Raw genomic sequence first — 18,153 nt, forward strand, 5'->3', positions numbered from 1 at the left:
ACCCCCGGGCGCGCGGGCCGATCGGGTGTTCGCTACGTTTGCACCGTGGACAAGAAGAACGCACTGCGCGCCGGCTCGATCGCGGCCGGTACGACGCTGATGATGCTGCTCATGTCGTCCCCCGCGCTCGCGCTCACCCGCGACGACGGCGACGACCCGGCCCCCAAGCTGGAGGTCATCGAGACCCTCGGCCTGTTCGTGGCCGCACCGCTGGTGCTGTTCCTGGTCATCGTCGGCCTGGTGATGCTGCTCGACAAGTCCAAGAAGGCCTGACCGCCTCCTCCTCCGCTCCGCCGAGGGCGCCGCACGGTACGCCGTACCGTGCGGCGCCCTCGCGTGCGTGCAACACCCTCCGGCGGAGGCGCCGCCCCGCGCCGCCGCCTCCGCCGTCCCGGCGTCCGGCCGTGCCGGGCCCGCGTCCCCGCCCCGCGCCCGTGCCTCCCGTGACGCCTCACGCGCGCGTGGCGCCGCGTCGGCCGCTCAGGCCGTCGTCGCCAGCAGTCTGCGCAGCAGGCCGGCCAGCTGCGCCGCCTCCTCCTCGCTGAGCGCGCCCTCCAGGGCCTCCCGCTGCTGCTCCAGCCCCGCCGACACGGACCGGTCCACCAGCTCCCGCCCGTGCTCGGTCAGCGTGACCCGCAGCCCGCGCCGGTCGTGCGGGTCGGGGCTGCGGGTGAGGAGCCCCGCCTTCTCCAGCTTGTCCAGCCGGCCGGTCATCCCGCCGGTGGTGATCATCAGCGTCGCCGTCAGCTCGCGCGGCGAGAGCGTGTACGGCTCGCCCGAACGGCGCAGCGTCGCGAGCACGTCGAACTCCCCGAGGGCCAGGCCGTAGGGCGCGTACGCCTTGTCGACGCGCCCGCGCATGGCGTTCGCGAGCCGGTAGATCCGCCCGAAGACGGCCATCGGGACGGTGTCCAGGTCGGGGCGGACCACCGCCCACTGGTCGGCGATGGCGTCGACGGCGTCATGGGCGGGGCCGGGGGTCTTCGTGTCCATGCGGGCAGTCTCCCCGCCCCCGTGACTCGATGGCAAGAAAGCCACTTGCAAGTAAGTAGCTTAGTGCTAAGTTAATTACCGCCAAGCCAGTCCGGCCCGCCCGGACCGGCATCCGCAGCAAGGGGGAACCGTCATGTCCCGCAAGGCAGCCGTCGTCGCACTCACCGCCCTCGCCCCGATCTCCTGGGGCTCCACCTACTTCGTCACCACGGAGTTCCTGCCGCCCGACCGGCCGCTCTTCACCGGCCTGATGCGCGCCCTGCCCGCCGGACTCCTGCTCCTGGCGCTCACCCGCAAGCTCCCGCGGGGCGCCTGGTGGTGGAAGTCCGCCGTCCTCGGGGCCCTCAACATCGGCGCCTTCTTCCCGCTGCTCTTCCTCGCCGCCTACCGGCTCCCCGGCGGCGTCGCCGCCGTCGTCGGCTCCGTCGGCCCGCTCTTCGTCGTCGGCCTCGCCGCCCTCCTCCTCGGCGAGAGGCCCACGGTCAGGACCCTGCTCACCGCGATCGCCGCCGCCTTCGGCGTCAGCCTCGTGGTGCTCAAGGCCGGAGCGGCGTTCGACACCGTCGGCGTGCTCGCCGGGCTGCTCTCCTCGCTCTCCATGTCGGCGGGCGTCGTCCTCACCAAGCGCTGGGGCCGCCCCGAGGGGGTCGGCGCGCTCGCGCTGACCGGCTGGCAGCTCACCGCGGGCGGCCTGGTCATCCTGCCGATCGCCTTCCTGGTCGAGGGCGCCCCGCCGGCCCTGACGGGCGTGAACCTGGCCGGCTACGCCTACCTCGCCTTCGGCAACACCGCGATCTCGTACTTCCTCTGGTTCCGCGGCATCGAGCGGCTCAGCGCCTCCTCCGCCACCCTTCTCGGCCCGCTCTCGCCGATCACCGCGGCGATCATCGGCTGGGCGGCGCTCGGCCAGGCGCTCGGCGCGGTCCAGCTCCTCGGCATGGTGATCGCCTTCGGTGCGACCCTGGCGGGCCAGCTGGCACCCCGCACCGCCGAGAAGCCCGTGCCGACCGCCGGGACCGAGGGTGAACCGTTCAGTTCGACTGAAAAGAACGGTCAGGAAGTTTCGATGGACCTGGAAGGTGCGGCGATGCGACGGTAGCTCCATGAGCCCGATCACCGCACGTCACCCGACCACCACTCCGACCCCGGCACCCACCACTCCGACCCCGGCACCCACCACTCCGACCCCGGCACCCGCCACCCCGATCCCCGCCGCCACCCACCCGCCGACCCCCGCCCCCCGCCCGCCGGCGCCCTCCCGAGGCGCCGGCGTCGGCGTGCTCCTCGCCCTGCTCGCCACCGTCGTCTGGTCCGGCAGCTTCGTCGCCACCCGGGGCATGGCCGACTCGGTCCCGCCCGTCCAGGCCGTCTTCTGGCGGTGGGTCATCGCCCTCGTCGCGGTCGCCCCGTTCGCCGCCCGCCCCTTCTGGCGGCAGCGGAAGGTCATCCGGCGGCACTTCGGGTTCGTCGCGCTCGCCTCGCTGCTCGGCGTCGCGCTCTACAACACCCTGGTGCACCAGGCGGGACTGACCACCTCCGCCACCAACATGGGCATGATCATGGCCGCCTCCCCGGTGATCATGGCGCTGTGGTCCCGGCTCGGCGGCGAACGCCTGGGCGCCCGCCGCGTCCTGGGCATGGCGACCGCCGTCGTCGGCGTCCTGCTGCTCGTCGGCAAGGGCTCCCTCGCCGTCGACTTCGCGGCGGGCGACCTCTGGATGTTCGCCGCGGCCCTGTCCTTCGCCTCGTACAGCGCCCTGCTCCGGCGCAGGCCCGCGGAGATCGACGGACTCGCCTTCCTCTTCGCGACCTTCCTGCTCGGTGCGCTGATGCTGGCGCCCTGCTACGCCGCGTCCCTCGCCGTCCAGGGCGGGTTCACCGCCCGCACCGGCACCGTCGGCCCGCTGCTCTACGTCGGCGTCGCGTCCTCCGCCGTCGCCTTCTTCGCCTGGAACAAGGCGGTCTCCCTCATCGGCGCGGCCCGCGCGGGCGTCGTCTACTACCTCCAGCCCGTCTGCGTCGCCCTCCTCTCCGCCACCCTGCTCGGCGAGCGGCTCGGCGTCCTCGGCGCGGTCTGCATGGCCCTCGTCCTCGGCGGGGTGGCCCTGGCGTCGGCGACCCGGACGCGCGCGGCCGGATAGGTTGCGCCCCATGACCGAGTGGGACATCAAGAAGCTCCAGATCCTCCGCACCCTCCGCGACCGCGGCACCGTCACCGCGACCGCGGAGGCGCTGCTCATGACCCCCTCGGCCGTGTCGCAACAGCTCACCAACCTCGCCAGGCAGCTCGGCGTACCGGTCCTGGAGGCCCAGGGGCGCCGCGTCCGGCTCACCGACGCCGCGCACCTCGTGCTGCGGCACGCGGAGGCGGTCTTCGCCCAGCTGGAGCGCGCCGACGCCGAACTCGACGGCTATCTGCGGGGCGAGGCCGGCGAGGTGCGGGTCGCGGCGTTCTCGACGGCCGTGCCCGCGCTCCTCGTCCCCGCCGTCCGGCAGCTGCGGAGCGCGCACCCCGGGCTCGACGTCCGGATCCGGGAGGCCGAGGCGGCGGAGGCGTACGAGCTGCTCTCGGCCGGCGAGGTCGATCTGGCGCTCTCGCTCGCCGCCCACGCGCCCTCCGTGCGCGACCCCAAGTTCAGCCGGATCCCGCTCCTCGCCGACCCCCTTGACGTGGCCCTGCCCGCCGGGCACCCGCACGCCGACGCGCCCGGGCTGCGGCTCGCCGACCTTGCCGCCGAACCCTGGATCTTCGGCGGCTCGGGCCCCTGGTCGGAGATCACCACCGCCGCCTGCGAGGCCGCCGGCTTCGTCCCCGAACAGGCCCACAGCGCCTCGGGCTGGACCGCGATCCTCGCCATGGTCGAGGCGGGGATGGGCATCGCCCTGGTGCCCCGGATGGCGTCCGCGGAACGGCGGGGCGGCGCCGGGGTCGTCATGCGCGTCCTCGCGGCCGACCAGCCGCGCCGCCACGTCGTCGCGGCGGTCCGGCGCGGGGCGGAGGAGGGCCCGGCGGTGGCACGGGTGCTCGCCGCGCTCCGCCAGGCGGCGGCCCAGCGGGATACCGTTCAGCAGAACTGAACCCATTCGTCGAAAACATTCGATGGACCCGTCAGGTGTCGGGGGCGCACAGTCGGTCCATGACCTTCGAGACGAGCCAGGACCAGGACCCGCACGCCAACGACGCCGCCCCCTACTCGGGAGGCGACCCGTACGCCGACTACCGGACCGGTGACTTCCCCTTCACCGAGCTGGTCGACCTCGCCGACCGGCGCCTCGGCGCCGGGGTCGTCGCCGCGAACGACGAGTTCTTCGCCGAGCGGGAGAACCTCCTCGTCCGCGAGCGGGCCGTCTTCGACCCGGAGCACTTCGGGCACAAGGGCAAGATCATGGACGGCTGGGAGACCCGCCGCCGCCGCGGCGCCGACGCCGAGAACGTCTTCCCCGCCCCCGGGGACCACGACTGGGCGATCGTCCGCCTGGGCGCCCCCGGCGTGATCCGCGGCATCATCGTCGACACCGCCCACTTCCGCGGCAACTACCCGCAGCGCGTGAGCATCCAGGCCACCGCGGTGGAGGGCTCGCCGAGCCCGGCGGAGCTGCTCGACGCGAAGTGGGAGGAGCTCGTCCCGCCGACCCCCGTCCGGGGCCACGCCGCCAACGGCTTCACGGTCACCGCCGAGCGCCGCTGGACCCACCTCCGGGTCTGCCAGCACCCCGACGGCGGCATCGCCCGCCTCCGCGTCCACGGCGAGGTCGTGCCGGACCCCGAGTGGCTGGAGCTGCTCGGCACCCTCGACCTGATCTCCGTGCTCAACGGCGGCTCGTACGAGGACGCCTCGGACAGGTTCTACTCCTCGCCGACCCAGATCATCCTGCCGGGCACCTCCCGCAAGATGGACGACGGCTGGGAGAACCGGCGCCGCCGGGTCCGCGGCACCAACGACTGGGTGCGCTTCCGGCTCGCCGCGCAGGGCGCGGTCCGCGCCGTCGAGATCGACACCGCGTACCTCAAGGGCAACTCGGCCGGCTGGATCGCCCTCCAGGGCCGCAACGGCGCGACGGGGGAGTGGTTCGAGATCATCCCCCGCACCCGCCTCCAGCCCGACACCCTGCACCGCTTCAAGCTCCCGGCGCAGGCCGTCGTCACCCACGTCCGCCTGGACGCCTTCCCCGACGGCGGCGTCGCCCGGATGCGCCTGCACGGCGCCCTGACGGAGCAGGGCGCGGCCGATCTGCGCGCCCGGTTCGCGGCGCTCGGCGGCTGAGCGGTCCCGCACTTCCGCCCGGCGGCGCGGCAGCGCGCCGACGCCCGCCCGCCGGGCGGACACCACGGCCGGTCCTCCGGGACCGGGACGTGACGCGGCGGCCCGGGGCCGGCGGGCGCCGACACGCCCTCGGACCGGGCCGCCGACAGGACGAAGGGCCCCGGACCGCTGCGATCCGGGGCCCCTTGCCTACGGGTGCGTCACTTCGCCGCGGCGGCGTCCGCCGCCCGGGCCCGGAGCGCGCGCTCCACGCCCGCGCGGCTCTCGGTCACCAGGCGCCGCAGCGCCGGGGCCGGGTCGTGCTCGGCGATCCAGGCGTCCGTCGCGTCCAGGGTCTCCTGCGAGATCTGGAGGCTCGGGTACAGGCCGACCACGATCTGCTGGACGATCTCGTGGCTGCGGGTCTCCGAGACGCCCTTGATCGACGCGAAGTACTTCGCCGTGTACGGGGCCAGCAGCTCGCGCTGGTCGTACTGGACGAAGCCGCCGATGACGGCCTCCTGCACGGCGTTCGCCAGCTTGTCCTCCTCGACGACCGTGGTCCAGGCCTCCGCCTTGGCCGCCTCCGTCGGGCGGGCCGCGCGCGCGGTGGCGGCGTGGCGCTCGCCCGCCGCCGTGCGGTCGCGCTCCAGCTCGCCGGCGATCTCCGTCTCGTCGTAGACGCCGGTGGCCGCGAGCCGCTGGACGAACGCCCAGCGCAGCTCGGTGTCGACCGCCAGGCCCTCGATCGTCTCGCGGCCCTCCAGGAGGGCGGCGAGGAGGTCCAGCTGCTGCGGGGTGCGGGCGGTCGCCGCGAAGGCGCGCGCCCAGGCCAGCTGGTGGTCGCTCGCCGGCTCGGCCGCCTGGAGGTGGGCGAGGGTGGCCTCGGTCCAGCGGGCCAGACCGGTCTCGCGCCACTCCGGCGCCGCGTACATCTCCAGGGCGGCCCTGACCTGGCCCTGGAGCGACTGGACCACGCCGATGTCGGACTCCTTGCCGACGCCGGAGAGCACGAGGTCCAGGTAGTCCCGGGTGGCCAGCTCGCCGTCGCGGGTCATGTCCCAGGCCGAGGCCCAGCACAGGGCGCGCGGCAGCGACTCGGCGAAGTCGCCGAGGTGCGCGGTGACGTTGTGCAGGGACACGTCGTCGAGGCGGACCTTGGCGTACGACAGGTCGTCGTCGTTGAGGAGGACGACCGCCGGGCGGGCCTTGCCGACGAGCTGCGGCACGGGGGTCAGCCCGGCCGCCTCGATGTCGAGTTCGAGGCGCTCGCCGCGGACCAGCCTGCCGGCCTCGTCGAGGTCGTAGAAGCCGATCGCGATGCGGTGCGGGCGCAGCACGGCCTCGCCCTTGGCGCCGGCGGGGAGCGCGGGCGCCTCCTGGCGGACGGCGAAGGCGGTGATCGAGCCGTTCTCGTCGGTCTCGATCTCCGGACGGAGGATGTTGATGCCGGCCGTCTCCAGCCATGCCTTCGACCAGGTCTTCAGGTCGCGGCCGGAGGTCTCCTCCAGGGCGCCGAGGAGGTCGGAGAGGCGGGTGTTGCCGAAGGCGTGCGCCTGGAAGTAGGCCTGGACGCCCTTGAAGAACTCGTCCTGGCCGACGTAGGCGACGAGCTGCTTGAGGACCGAGGCGCCCTTGGCGTACGTGATCCCGTCGAAGTTGACGAGCACGTCCTCCAGGTCGTTGATCTCGGCCATGATCGGGTGCGTGGACGGCAGCTGGTCCTGGCGGTAGGCCCAGGTCTTCTCCGCGTTGGCGAAGGTGGTCCAGGCGTGGGGCCAGCGGGTACCCGCCACCGAGGCCTGGCAGGCGACGGAGGTGTAGGTGGCGAACGACTCGTTCAGCCAGAGGTCGTTCCACCACTCCATGGTGACGAGGTCGCCGAACCACATGTGCGCGAGCTCGTGGAGGATCGTCTCGGCCCGGCGCTCGTACGCGGCGTCCGTCACCTTCGAGCGGAAGACGTACTGGTCGCGGATGGTGACCGCGCCCGCGTTCTCCATGGCGCCCGCGTTGAACTCCGGCACGAAGAGCTGGTCGTACTTCGCGAACGGGTAGTCGTACGCGAACTTCTCCTGGAACCAGTCGAAGCCCTGGCGGGTGACGTCGAAGATGTGGTCCGCGTCGAGGAACTCGGCGAGCGACGGACGGCAGTAGATGCCGAGCGGGACGCTCTGCCCGTCCTTCTCGTACGAGGAGTGCACCGAGTGGTAGGGGCCGACGATCAGCGCGGTGATGTACGTGGAGATCCGCGGCGTCGGCTCGAAGACCCAGACGTCGTCCTTGGGCTCCGGGGTCGGCGAGTTCGAGATGACCTTCCAGCCGGCCGGGGCCTTCACGGTGAACTGGAAGGTGGCCTTGAGGTCGGGCTGCTCGAACGAGGCGAAGACGCGGCGCGCGTCCGGGACCTCGAACTGCGTGTACAGGTAGGCCTGGTCGTCGACCGGGTCGACGAAGCGGTGCAGGCCCTCGCCGGTGTTGGTGTAGGCGCAGTCGGCGACGACCTTCAGCTCGTTGCGGCCCTGGGCCAGGTGGGCCAGCGCGATCCGCGAGTCGCGGAAGACGGCGGCGACGTCGAGCGCGTGGCCGTTCAGCACGACCTCGTGGACGGCGGGGGCGACCAGGTCGATGAAGGTCGAGGCACCGGCCTCGGCGGAATCGAAGCGGACGGTGGTGACGGACCGGTAGGTGCCGCCCTCCTGCGCACCGGTGAGGTCGAGTTCGACCTCGTACGCGTCCACGGTGAGCAGCGCTGCCCGCTGCTGAGCCTCTTCACGGGTCAGGTTCGTGCCAGGCACCCGGTCAACTCCTCGGTTTTGTGATGTTTGGCCCATCCTTCCACGGGGTGAGTCGGCAGCGCACGGGACATTTCCCAGGGCGAACACGGGCGGCCGTCCGGGGGAACGCGCGAGGGCGGCCACCCGTCTCCGGGTGGCCGCCCTCGTACCGCCTCCGGGCGTCAGGCGCCCTTGAGCTCGGCGGCGACCAGCTCCGCGATCTGCACGGCGTTGAGCGCCGCGCCCTTGCGAAGGTTGTCGTTGGAGAGGAAGAGCGCGAGGCCGTTCTCGACGGTCTCGTCCACGCGGATGCGGCCCACGTACGAGGCGTCCTTGCCGGCGGCCTGGAGCGGGGTCGGGATCTCGGAGAGCTCGACGCCCTCGGCGTCCTTGAGCAGCTCGTAGGCGCGCTCGACGCTGATGGGGCGGTCGAAGCGGACGTTCACCTGGAGGGAGTGGCCGGAGAAGACCGGGACGCGCACGCAGGTGCCGGAGACCTTGAGTCCGGGGATCTCCAGGATCTTGCGGGACTCGTTGCGGAGCTTCTGCTCCTCGTCGGTCTCGAAGGAGCCGTCGTCGACGAGGGAGCCGGCCAGCGGGACCACGTTGAACGCGATCGGGCGCTTGTAGACGCCGGGCTCGGGGAACTCGACGGCCTCGCCGTCGAAGGCCAGCCGGTCGGCGGTCTCGGCCACGGCGCAGGCCTGGCCGCGCAGCTCGGCGACACCAGCCACGCCCGAGCCGGAGACGGCCTGGTAGGTGGTGGCGATCAGCGCGGTGAGGCCGGCCTCCTGGTGGAGGGGCTTGAGGACCGGCATGGCGGCCATGGTGGTGCAGTTCGGGTTGGCGATGATGCCCTTGGGGCGGTCCTTGATCGCGTGCGCGTTGACCTCGGAGACCACCAGCGGGACCTCGGGGTCGCCGCGCCAGGCGGAGGAGTTGTCGATCACCACGGCGCCCTGGGAGGCGACCTTCTCGGCGAGGGCGCGGGAGGTGGCGCCGCCGGCGGAGAACAGCACGATGTCCAGGCCGGTGTAGTCGGCGGTGGAGGCGTCCTCGACCGTGACGCCGTCCACGACGGTGCCGGCGGAGCGGGCGGAGGCGAAGAGCCGCAGCTCGTCGAGGGGGAAGCCGCGCTCGGCCAGGATGCTGCGCATGACTGTGCCGACCTGACCGGTGGCTCCGACGATTCCGACCTTCACGGGGACTCCTCCGTACGTATGTGCAGGTTGCTGCCGGTCCATGATGCGTATGTCCCGGGTCGCCTTGTCCAATCCATTGTCCAAGGGACGGGACGAGGGGGCGTCAGCCCTCCTTGGTGCGGGCGTAGTGGCGGGAGGCCTTGGCGCGGTTGCCGCAGACGGCCATCGAGCACCAGCGGCGGGTGCCGTTCCGCGAGGTGTCGAAGAAGTGCAGGATGCACGCCTCGTGGGCGCAGGCCCGGATCCGGTCGGGGGCGGTGCGCAGCAGGTCGAGGTAGTCGCGGGCGGCGGTCCAGGCCGGGCCCCAGGCCGGGTCCGCGAACTCGGGCCGCTCGCCGGGGCCCTCGGCGGTGAGCGTGGCCCGGATGCGGCCGTGGCCGAGGACGGCGTCGACGCGGGCGGTGGCGGCGGAGTCGCCCGGCCGGTCGACGAGCGCGCGGAGCGCGTCCCGGGCGGTGAGGGTGTGGCGCAGGGTGGTGGCGTCGGCGGCGAACCGCTCGTCGAGGCCGTTGGCGGCGAGCCAGACGGCGAGGCCCTCGACGCCGGAGAGCAGGTCCTGCCGGACGCCCTCCTCGTTCCATCGGGTGTTGAGCAGGTCGAGGGAGACGGGCTCGCCGACGAGCGGCCGGGGGTCGATGGCGGTCATGGGGCTCACCCTCCTCGATGAACTAACCCCTCAAGGGTACGTGAGCGGTTGACGACCTCTCTGTCTAACCTCTAAAGTCTCGATGAGAGGTTAGCTCGAAAGGGGGCCGGCCGCCTCCGGAAGGGACCCGCCATGACCGCGATCGGCGCACTGGCCACCCGCGCCCCGGGAGGCCCGCGATGAACGTCCGTCCTCCGCACCCCGTGGTCGCCTACCACCAGGGCTCGATCGACGTCCAGGAGCGCGTCGGTGTCCAGGACCTGGCGGCCCACGTCGGCCGCTCCATCGCCCCCGGCATCCGCCCCGTCGCCGCCGCCTTCCTGGAGGCCCAGCCGATGCTGGCGATCGGCGCGGCCGACCGAGAGGGCCGGGTCTGGGCGAGCCTCCTCACCGGCCCGCCCGGCTTCACCCGCGCCGTCGGCCCGCACACCGTCTCCGTCGCCGGCGGCGTCCCCGCGGACGACCCGCTCGCCGACGCGATCACCCCGGACGGCACCCCCGTCGGCACCCTCGCCCTCGACCCCCGCACCCGCCGCCGCATGCGCCTCAACGGCACCGCACGCCCCAGCGCCCGCGGTTTCACCGTCGAGGCCGAGCGGGTGTTCTCGAACTGCCCGAAGTACCTGCAGAAGAGGGAGTGGTACGGCTCCGATCCGGCCGGCCGCGGAACCGGCGCCGTCCGGCACGGCGAGACGCTCACCCCCGACCAGGTGCGCCGCGTCCGGGCGGCGGACACCTTCTTCGTCGCCAGCGCCGGACCCGACGGAGTCGACACCAGCCACCGCGGGGGCACCCCCGGGTTCCTCCGGGTCGACGCGCCGCGGGAGCTCAGCTGGCGCGACTACCCGGGCAACGCGATGTTCCTGACCCTGGGGAACCTGGAGGCGGACGGCCGCGCGGGGCTGCTCCTGCTCGACTGGGAGACCGGGACGACGCTGCAGCTCAGCGGCCTCGCCCACACCGAGTACGGCCCGGAGGGACGCGTCACCCGCTTCCGCGTCGAGCGCACCGCCGAGACCCCGGCGGGCAGCCCGCTGCGCTGGTCCCCGCCGGAGTACTCCCCGGCCAACCCGTCCGCGACCTGACCCCACCCGTCGCCCACACCCCGAGGACCGCCCCGTGACCACCACCCCGGCCCCCGACACCGACCTCCCCGCCACGGACCGGACCGGCACCGACCTCTCCGGCACCGACCTGTCCGGCACCGGTCGGCCCGACGCCGACGTGTCCGGCACCGGCCGGCCCGACGCCGACGTGTCCGGCACCGACCTGTCCGGCACCGGCCGGCCCGACGCCGCCGGAGTCGCCCCCTCCACGGCTCCGGCGGCGGTCGCCGCACCGCCCCGCCGCCCCGGCCCGCCCCCGCGACCGCGCCCCCGGGTCCTCCTCCTCTCCACCGCCGCCGCCGTCACCGGGCTGCTCCTCCTGGTCGCCGTCGGCACCGTGCTCGGCCACCCCCTGCTCGTCCCGCCGCTCGCCGCGAGCATGGCCCTGGTCGCCGGGGCCCCCGACCTGCCGCTGGCCCAGCCGCGCTCGGTGATCGGCGGCCAGCTGCTGTCCGCCCTCACCGGCTTCGCCGTCCTCACTGTGGCGGGTCCCGGCCCCTGGGCCGCCGCCGTCGCCGGCGGCCTCGCCCTCGGAGTGATGGCCGCGGCGCGGAGCCCGCACTCGCCCGCCGCGGCGACCGCCGTCATCGTCGCCCTCACCGCACCCGCCTTCTGGTCGTTTCTCGGCCTTCTCGCGCTCGCCTGCCTCCTCCTCGTCGCCGTCGGCCTCGGAGCCGCCCGCGCCACCGGCCGGACGTACCCCGCGTACTGGTTCTAACCTCGTTCCATGAAGAAGGAGTTGAGGGTCTCGGCCTACGCCGTGTGCGTCCGCGACGAGCAGGTGCTGCTGGCCCGCTGGGTGGCGGGCGACGGCACCCGGCGGTGGACGCTGCCGGGCGGCGGCATGGACCACGGCGAGGAGCCCGTGGACACCGTGGTCCGCGAGGTCGAGGAGGAGACGGGCTACCGGGCCGAACCCACCGTCCTCCTCGGCGTCGACACGATCCGCCGCGGATGGCTGCGCCGCCTCGGGGCCCCCGGCGACTTCCAGGGCCTGGGGATCATCTACGAGGCCCGCATCACCGGCGGCGAACTGCGCCACGAGACCGGCGGGTCCACCGACCTCGCCGCCTGGCACCCGCTCGACGCCGTCCCCGCACTGCCCCGCGTCGCCCTCGTCGACGTCGGTCTCGACCTGTGGCGCGAGCGTCCCCCCGCGGGCCGATCCCGGCTCACCGATCCGTCGATCACCTGAGCGCCGCCCGCGCCGCCCCGGATCGGCCGGAAACCGCTCAACCGGTGCGGGCCCGGTCAACCGTCCCGCAGGCCCCCGCGGTCCTCCCCGCCGACCGCGGCACACGCGCCGCAGCAGAATCCCAGGGGAGCCCGCATGCCAGCCGTACGCACGACCCGCACCGTCCTCGCCGCCGTCCTGGTCGCCGGGCTCACCGCCACGGCCCTCGCCACCCCGGCCCTGGCCGCCCCCGCCCCGACGGCCCCCGCCGCGTCGGGCGACCACGCCGCCACCCGGGCGGCGCTCCGGGCCGCCGTCGACGCCGGGGTCCCCGGGGCCGTCGCCCAGGCGCGCGACGGCCGGGGCGACTGGACCGGCACCGCCGGCGAGCGGGGCGGGAAGGACCGTTTCCGCGTCGGCTCCATCACCAAGACCTTCGTCGCCACCGTCCTGCTCCAGCTCCAGGCCGAAGGGCGGATCGACCTCGACGACCCGGTCGAGAAGTGGCTGCCCGGAGTCGTCCGCGGCAACGGCCACGACGGCCGGCGGATCACCGTCCGCCAGCTGCTCAACCACACCAGCGGCATCTACAACGTCACCTCCGACCCCGGCTTCCAGGAGAAGGTCTTCGGCCCCGCCTTCCTCCAGCACCGCTACGACCGCTGGACCCCGCGCGGGCTGGTCGGCATCGCCATGACCCACGCACCCGACTTCGCCCCCGGCGCCGGGTGGAACTACTCCAACACCAACTACGTCCTCGCCGGCATGGTCATCGAGAAGGTCACCGGACGCCCCTACGGCAAGGCCGTCGAGAACCGCATCGTCAAGCCGCTCAAGCTCCGCGCCACGAGCGTCCCCGGCACCGACGTCACCATGCCCCGCCCGAGCTCGCCCGCCTGGTCCAAGCTCACCGACGACGGGAGCGGGCCGGTCCACGACGTCAGCGAACTGAGCCCCACCCTCGCCTACGCGGCCGGCGAGATGATCTCCGACTCCAACGACCTGCAGACCTTCTACCGCGCCCTGCTCAAGGGGCGGCTGCTCCCGAAGGCCGAGCTGCGGGAGATGACCACCACCCTCCCGATCTCCCCCGAACTCCCCGGCGCCGGCTACGGCCTCGGACTCATGAAGCAGAGGCTGAGCTGCGGCAAGGAGGTCTGGGGCCACGGCGGAGGCATTCACGGCTCCCTCTCCGAGGCCCACACCACCCGCGACGGCGAGCACTCCCTCGCCATGAACTTCAACGCCGACTGGGCGGGGGACAGCACGGCCGTCCTGGAGGCCGAGTTCTGCGGCGTCCGGCCGAAGGGCTGAGCCCTCACCGCGGCAGGACGACGACGTACGCGGCGGGCTGCCGGTCGGACGCGGCCATCAGGGCCGTGCGCACCACGGTGGCCTGCTGCTCCATCGCCTCGCGCAGCTTGCGCGGGGTGAGGTGGACGACCGTGATGCCGAGCCGCTCCAGGTGCTCGCGCTTGCGGGTGTACTCGGACCAGAGCGCGTCCTCGTCCTGCCGCGGTGCCCGGGTGTCCAGCTCGACGGCGACGGCCTGGTCGGGCCAGTAGGCGTCCACCCCGCCCAGGTGCGGGCCGCCGGGCAGCCGCAGGTCCACGTTCCACACCGGGTCCGGCAGCGCGAAGTCCCGCACCATCTCGTACAGGCGCTCCTCGGAGCACGAGCGCCCCTCGGCCAGCAGCGCGTCCACCGCGTCCACCACGTGCGGCCGGGTGAGCAGCCGGGCGCGGCTCAACTCCCGTACCACCGAACCCGGTTCGCAGTGCCCGCCGCGCACCGCCTCGGTCAGCAGCCGGCGTACGGTCTCCGCGTCCGACAGCCCGGACACCGCGTCGGCGACGGCCCGGGCGACCGGGGCCACGGGGACACCGGTCAGCTCCACCGGCTCGGGGGAGTCGGCGGCGCGCACCACCCGCACCCACCCGGTGGAGCGCAGCCGCCGGGTCCGGGGGACCAGGACGTCGATCCGCTCCAGGGCGGTGAGGACGGGGGCGGCGGAGAAGCGGTGCAGGGCCAGCGCGGCGAGTCCGGTGATCATCGGGTCGGGACCCTGCGCGGGGACCGCCCCGTTCCTGCGGGCGTACAGGAGGGCGGCGTGGAGCCGGTCCTCGCCGGTGGGCGCCCCCGGCTGGAGCAGGAAGACGCCGGGGAGGAGCTGCTGCCAGGAGCCGGGCGCGCACTGCGCGGCCACCTCGCCGGCGGGGATGCCCTGGGCCCTCAACTGGTCGGCGGAGGCAAGGCGTTGCGCTCGGCCGGTGTGGGGGGAGAGGGGGAGGGGGCGGGGGGTGATGGGGGCGTTGTGGTTCATGCCGGGGGTCTTCCGCTGCCGAAGGCCTCCCTAACCCCTGTTACACGCCCGTCGACAATACGGGACAACACCGTCCTAAAGTACGCGCGTTCGAGTGCCGATGAGGGGCGCGCCCCGAGCCCCTCCGGACGGCACGGCGGGGGCCGCGGACCGACGTCCGCGACCCCCGCCGCCGTTCCGTCCGGGCGTCAGCCGGCCAGGCGGTCGCACTCCTGCGCCCGCAGGGCGCGCGCCAGGTCGTCCCGCGATTCGAGGACCAGGCGCCGCAGGGCCGGGGCGGCCGTCGCGTGCTCCGCCAGCCAGGCGTCCGTGGCGGCCAGCGTCGCCGGGTCGTCCTGGAGCCCCGGGAACAGGCCGCGGACGACGTCCATGCCGATCTGGATGGACCGCTCGGCCCAGAGCCGCTCGATGACCGTGAAGTACTTCTCCGCGTAGGGGGCGATCAGCTCCCGCTGCGAGGGCTGCACGAAGCCCGCGATCGTCGCCTCGACCAGCGCGTTCGACAGGGTGTCCGACTCGACGACCTGCGCCCAGGCCTGCGCCTTGACGGCCGCCGAGGGCCGCGCGGCCAGCAGGCGGACCTGGTGGCGCTTGCCCGTCGCCGTGTCGTCCCGGGTCAGCTCCTCGCCGATCCGGGCCTCGTCCGCGCGGCCGCGCACGGCCAGCGGCGAGAGCAGCGACCAGCGCATCTCCTGGTCGACGTCGAGCCCGTCGATCCTCGCCGTGCCGTCCAGCAGTCCCTCCAGCAGCTGGAGGTCGGCGTCGGAGGAGGCCGTCGCGGCGAAGAACCGCGCCCAGGTCAGCTGGTGCTCGCTGCCCGGCTCGGCCGCCCGCAGCTCGCGCAGGGCGCCCTCGGCGAGCAGCCGCCCGCCCTCCTCGCGCCACGCGGGGGCCGCGTAGTGGGTGACCGCCGAGCCGGCCCAGGCGTGCAGCATCTGGAGGACGCCGATGTCCGTCTCGCGGCCCGCGAAGTCGAGGACCACGGAGACGAAGTCCCGGGCGGGCATCAGGCCGTCGCGGGTGAGGTTCCACAGCGCCGACCAGCACAGGGCGCGGGCCAGGGGGTCGGTGATCCCGCCGAGGTGGGCGCGGAGGGCGGCCAGGGAGCCCTCGTCGAAGCGGACCTTGCAGTAGGTGAGGTCGTCGTCGTTGACCAGGACCAGGTCGGGCCGCTCCGCGCCCGCCAGGTCGGCGACGACGGTCCGGGCGCCGGTGATGTCGGCCTCGGCGCGCGCGTACCGGGTGAGCTGCCCGTCCGCGAGCCGGTAGAGGCCGACCGCGGCCCGGTGGGGGCGCAGCTCGTCGCCCTCCTGGAGGACGGCGAGCTCGGTGATCCGGCCCTCCGCGTCGTAGGTGACGGCCGGGGTCAGGGTGTTCACGCCGGAGGTCTGGAGCCAGGACTTCGCCCAGGCCTTCATGTCCCGGCCGGAGGTCTCCTCCAGGATCGTGAGGAGGTCGGCGAGCCGGGTGTTCCCGTACGCGTGGCGCTTGAAGTAGCGGCGGGCGCCCTCCAGGAACGCGTCCCGGCCGGCGTACGCGACGAGCTGCTTGAGGACCGAGGCGCCCTTGGCGTACGTGATGCCGTCGAAGTTGAGCTTGGCGTCCTCCAGGTCGCGGATGTCGGCCGTGATCGGGTGCGTGGAGGGCAGCTGGTCGGCCCGGTAGGCCCAGGCCTTGCGGTTGTTGGCGAAGGTCACCCAGCTGTTGGTGAAGCGGGTCGCCTCGGCGAGCGAGAAGGAGCCCATGAAGTCCGCGAAGGACTCCTTCAGCCACAGGTCGTCCCACCACACCATGGTGACCAGGTCGCCGAACCACATGTGGGCCATCTCGTGCAGGATGACGTTCGCCCGGCGCTCGTACGCCGCCTGCGTCACCTTGCCCCGGTAGATGTACTCCTCGCGGAAGGTCACCATGCCCGGGTTCTCCATCGCGCCGAGGTTGTACTCGGGGACGAAGGCCTGGTCGTACTTCCCGAAGGGGTACGGGTAGTCGAAGTTGTCGTGGAAGAAGTCGAGGCCCTGCTTGGTGACCAGGAAGACGTCGTCCGCGTCGAAGTGCTTCGCGAGCCCCTTGCGGCACATCGCGCCCAGCGGGATCTCCAGCTCGGTCCCGTCGCCCAGCGTCCGCTTGTACGCGTCCGTGACGTAGTGGTACGGGCCCGCCACGACACAGGTGATGTACGTGGAGATCGGCGCCGTCTCGGCGAACCGCCACACGCCGTCGGCGTCCCGCTCGCCCGCGCCGTTCGACCAGACCGTCCACCCCTCGGGCGCGGTCACCGAGAACAGGTGCGGGGCCTTGAGGTCGGGCTGCTCGAAGGTGGCGTACACCCGGCGGGCGTCGGCCGGCTCGTACTGCGTGTAGAGGTAGACCTCGCCGTCCTCGGGGTCGACGAAGCGGTGCATGCCCTCGCCGGTCCGGCTGTAGGCGCACTGCGCGTCCACGACCAGCGTGTTCTCGTCGGCGAGGCCGTCGAGCGCGATCCGGGATCCGTCGAAGACGGCCGCCGGGTCGAGGGGGCGCCCGTTGAGGGTGACCGAGGTCACGGACGGGGCGATCAGGTCCACGAACGTGCTCGTGCCCGCGCCGGTGCGGCGGAAGCGGATCGTCGTCTCGGAGCGGAAGGTGCGCACGGCCCCGGTCGGGTCGCCGACCGCCGACCGCAGGTCGAGGACGACCTCGTACCCGTCGACGGACAGCAGCGCCGCCCGCTCGTGGGCCTCGTCGCGGGACAGATTCTCACCGGGCACGGTCACTCCTTCGTGGCACGTTCGAAACAGCACCGATCCTCCCATGTGCGGATGTCACCCGGGACACGGGAATGCCGTCGGAGCTCCGGGGGTTCCCTCCTTTCGGCGCACCACCGTCGTCTTTCCGCCGTCTTTCCTGAATCAGCCGGCCCGTGCCGGCCCCCACGGCCGTACCGAGGAGTGACATGTCCGAGAGCAGGACCACCGCAGACTTCTACTTCGACCCGCTGTGCCCCTGGGCCTGGATGACCTCCCGCTGGATGCTGGAGGTGGAGCGGGTCCGCCCGGTCGACGTGCGGTGGAAGGTCATGAGCCTGGCCGTGCTCAACGAGAACCGCCTCGACGAGGTCCCCGCCGAGTACCGGGAGATGCTGGAGACGCAGGCCTGGGGCCCCGTCCGGGTCGTGATCGCCGCCCAGCAGCTGCACGGCGACGAGGTCGTCGGCAAGCTCTACACCGCGCTCGGCACCCGCTTCCACAACAACGGCGAGGGTCCGACCCGCGAGGCGATCGTCGGAGCCCTGACCGACGCCGGCCTGCCCGAGGACCTGGTCGAGTTCGCCGACAAGGACACCTACGACGCCGAGCTGCGCGCCTCCCACACGGAGGGCATAGAGAAGGTCGGCCAGGACGTCGGCACCCCGGTCATCGCGGTGCCCGGCGCGGACGGCGACGAGGTCGCCTTCTTCGGCCCGGTCGTCACCCCGACCCCGCGGGGCGAGGCGGCCGCCCGCCTCTGGGACGGCACCCTGCTCGTGGCGTCGACGCCGGGCTTCTACGAGATCAAGCGCACGCGCACGGAGGCGCCCAGCTTCCGGTAGGCCGCTCCGGCCGCTCCGGCCGCATGGAAGAACCCCCGTGATTCACGTCATCACGGGGGTTCTTCGTCATTCCGCCCGCACGTGAAGGTTGAGAAGACGATCACGAGTGGGACGTCG

General features: G+C 73.4%; 16 protein-coding genes. 10 read left to right on the top strand and 6 right to left on the bottom strand.

Going from position 1 to position 18,153, the window contains the following annotated elements; all coding sequences use genetic code 11:
- Positions 1-45 precede the first annotated feature (45 nt).
- The gene (locus tag ACY0MR_RS24025; RefSeq protein WP_361858532.1) at positions 46-273 is read left to right on the top strand and encodes a hypothetical protein; all 228 of its coding nucleotides are present in this window, start codon (positions 46-48) and stop codon (positions 271-273) included.
- Between the two features lie 207 nt (positions 274-480).
- On the opposite strand, the gene ACY0MR_RS24030 is transcribed toward ACY0MR_RS24025, so the two are convergent.
- Entirely contained in the window at positions 481-993 is a 513-nt protein-coding gene (locus ACY0MR_RS24030; RefSeq protein ID WP_361858528.1) for a MarR family winged helix-turn-helix transcriptional regulator, read from the bottom strand.
- A 133-nt stretch (positions 994-1,126) separates the two neighbouring features.
- On the opposite strand from ACY0MR_RS24030, the gene ACY0MR_RS24035 reads away from it, so the two are divergent.
- The 4 genes from ACY0MR_RS24035 to alc are packed head-to-tail and all read left to right on the top strand — an operon-like array spanning position 1,127 to position 5,258.
- Entirely contained in the window at positions 1,127-2,092 is a 966-nt protein-coding gene (locus tag ACY0MR_RS24035; protein ID WP_473555274.1) for an EamA family transporter, read from the top strand.
- Between the two features lie 4 nt (positions 2,093-2,096).
- Positions 2,097-3,134: a DMT family transporter gene (locus tag ACY0MR_RS24040; RefSeq protein WP_473555276.1), complete on the top strand. Its 1,038-nt coding sequence runs from the start codon at positions 2,097-2,099 to the stop codon at positions 3,132-3,134.
- Positions 3,135-3,144: 10 nt separating this feature from the next.
- Positions 3,145-4,071 carry a LysR family transcriptional regulator gene (locus ACY0MR_RS24045; RefSeq protein WP_473555279.1) on the top strand — a complete coding sequence of 309 codons (927 nt, stop codon included), beginning with the start codon at positions 3,145-3,147 and terminating at the stop codon, positions 4,069-4,071.
- A 59-nt stretch (positions 4,072-4,130) separates the two neighbouring features.
- On the top strand, positions 4,131-5,258 hold the full coding sequence (gene alc, locus ACY0MR_RS24050) for an allantoicase (protein ID WP_388798740.1): 1,128 nt from the start codon (positions 4,131-4,133) through the stop codon (positions 5,256-5,258).
- 200 nt (positions 5,259-5,458) lie between these two features.
- On the opposite strand, the gene pepN (ACY0MR_RS24055) is transcribed toward alc, so the two are convergent.
- The 3 genes from pepN (ACY0MR_RS24055) to ACY0MR_RS24065 form a co-directional block, all read right to left on the bottom strand.
- Complete coding sequence (gene pepN / locus ACY0MR_RS24055; protein ID WP_473555281.1) at positions 5,459-8,035, bottom strand: aminopeptidase N; 2,577 nt, start codon at positions 8,033-8,035, stop codon at positions 5,459-5,461.
- A gap of 161 nt (positions 8,036-8,196) precedes the next feature.
- Positions 8,197-9,216 carry an aspartate-semialdehyde dehydrogenase gene (locus tag ACY0MR_RS24060; protein ID WP_473555284.1) on the bottom strand — a complete coding sequence of 340 codons (1,020 nt, stop codon included), beginning with the start codon at positions 9,214-9,216 and terminating at the stop codon, positions 8,197-8,199.
- Between the two features lie 103 nt (positions 9,217-9,319).
- The gene (locus ACY0MR_RS24065; protein WP_361861322.1) at positions 9,320-9,862 is read right to left on the bottom strand and encodes a CGNR zinc finger domain-containing protein; all 543 of its coding nucleotides are present in this window, start codon (positions 9,860-9,862) and stop codon (positions 9,320-9,322) included.
- 179 nt (positions 9,863-10,041) lie between these two features.
- Between ACY0MR_RS24065 and ACY0MR_RS24070 the strand changes: the two genes are divergently transcribed.
- The 4 genes from ACY0MR_RS24070 to ACY0MR_RS24085 all read left to right on the top strand — a co-directional run bounded on the left by ACY0MR_RS24070 (position 10,042) and on the right by ACY0MR_RS24085 (position 13,456).
- Complete coding sequence (locus tag ACY0MR_RS24070; protein WP_473555286.1) at positions 10,042-10,947, top strand: pyridoxamine 5'-phosphate oxidase family protein; 906 nt, start codon at positions 10,042-10,044, stop codon at positions 10,945-10,947.
- A 34-nt stretch (positions 10,948-10,981) separates the two neighbouring features.
- Positions 10,982-11,686: an HPP family protein gene (locus tag ACY0MR_RS24075; RefSeq protein ID WP_473555289.1), complete on the top strand. Its 705-nt coding sequence runs from the start codon at positions 10,982-10,984 to the stop codon at positions 11,684-11,686.
- A gap of 9 nt (positions 11,687-11,695) precedes the next feature.
- Positions 11,696-12,163 (top strand): NUDIX hydrolase, encoded by a 468-nt coding sequence (locus ACY0MR_RS24080; RefSeq protein ID WP_404082497.1) that lies wholly within the window; start codon positions 11,696-11,698, stop codon positions 12,161-12,163.
- Positions 12,164-12,298: 135 nt separating this feature from the next.
- Positions 12,299-13,456: a serine hydrolase domain-containing protein gene (locus tag ACY0MR_RS24085; RefSeq protein ID WP_473555291.1), complete on the top strand. Its 1,158-nt coding sequence runs from the start codon at positions 12,299-12,301 to the stop codon at positions 13,454-13,456.
- Positions 13,457-13,460: 4 nt separating this feature from the next.
- Here the strand turns inward: ACY0MR_RS24085 and ACY0MR_RS24090 are convergent, their stop codons facing one another.
- Complete coding sequence (locus ACY0MR_RS24090; protein ID WP_473555294.1) at positions 13,461-14,465, bottom strand: hypothetical protein; 1,005 nt, start codon at positions 14,463-14,465, stop codon at positions 13,461-13,463.
- Between the two features lie 188 nt (positions 14,466-14,653).
- Positions 14,654-17,215: an aminopeptidase N gene (gene pepN / locus ACY0MR_RS24095; protein ID WP_388798763.1), complete on the bottom strand. Its 2,562-nt coding sequence runs from the start codon at positions 17,213-17,215 to the stop codon at positions 14,654-14,656.
- 185 nt (positions 17,216-17,400) lie between these two features.
- Here pepN (ACY0MR_RS24095) and ACY0MR_RS24100 point away from each other — a divergent pair, with 185 nt between their 5' ends.
- Complete coding sequence (locus tag ACY0MR_RS24100) at positions 17,401-18,036, top strand: mycothiol-dependent nitroreductase Rv2466c family protein (RefSeq protein ID WP_361851331.1); 636 nt, start codon at positions 17,401-17,403, stop codon at positions 18,034-18,036.
- Positions 18,037-18,153: the final 117 nt, after the last annotated feature.

The sequence above is a fragment of the Streptomyces sp. JN8 genome, assembly GCF_055808075.1.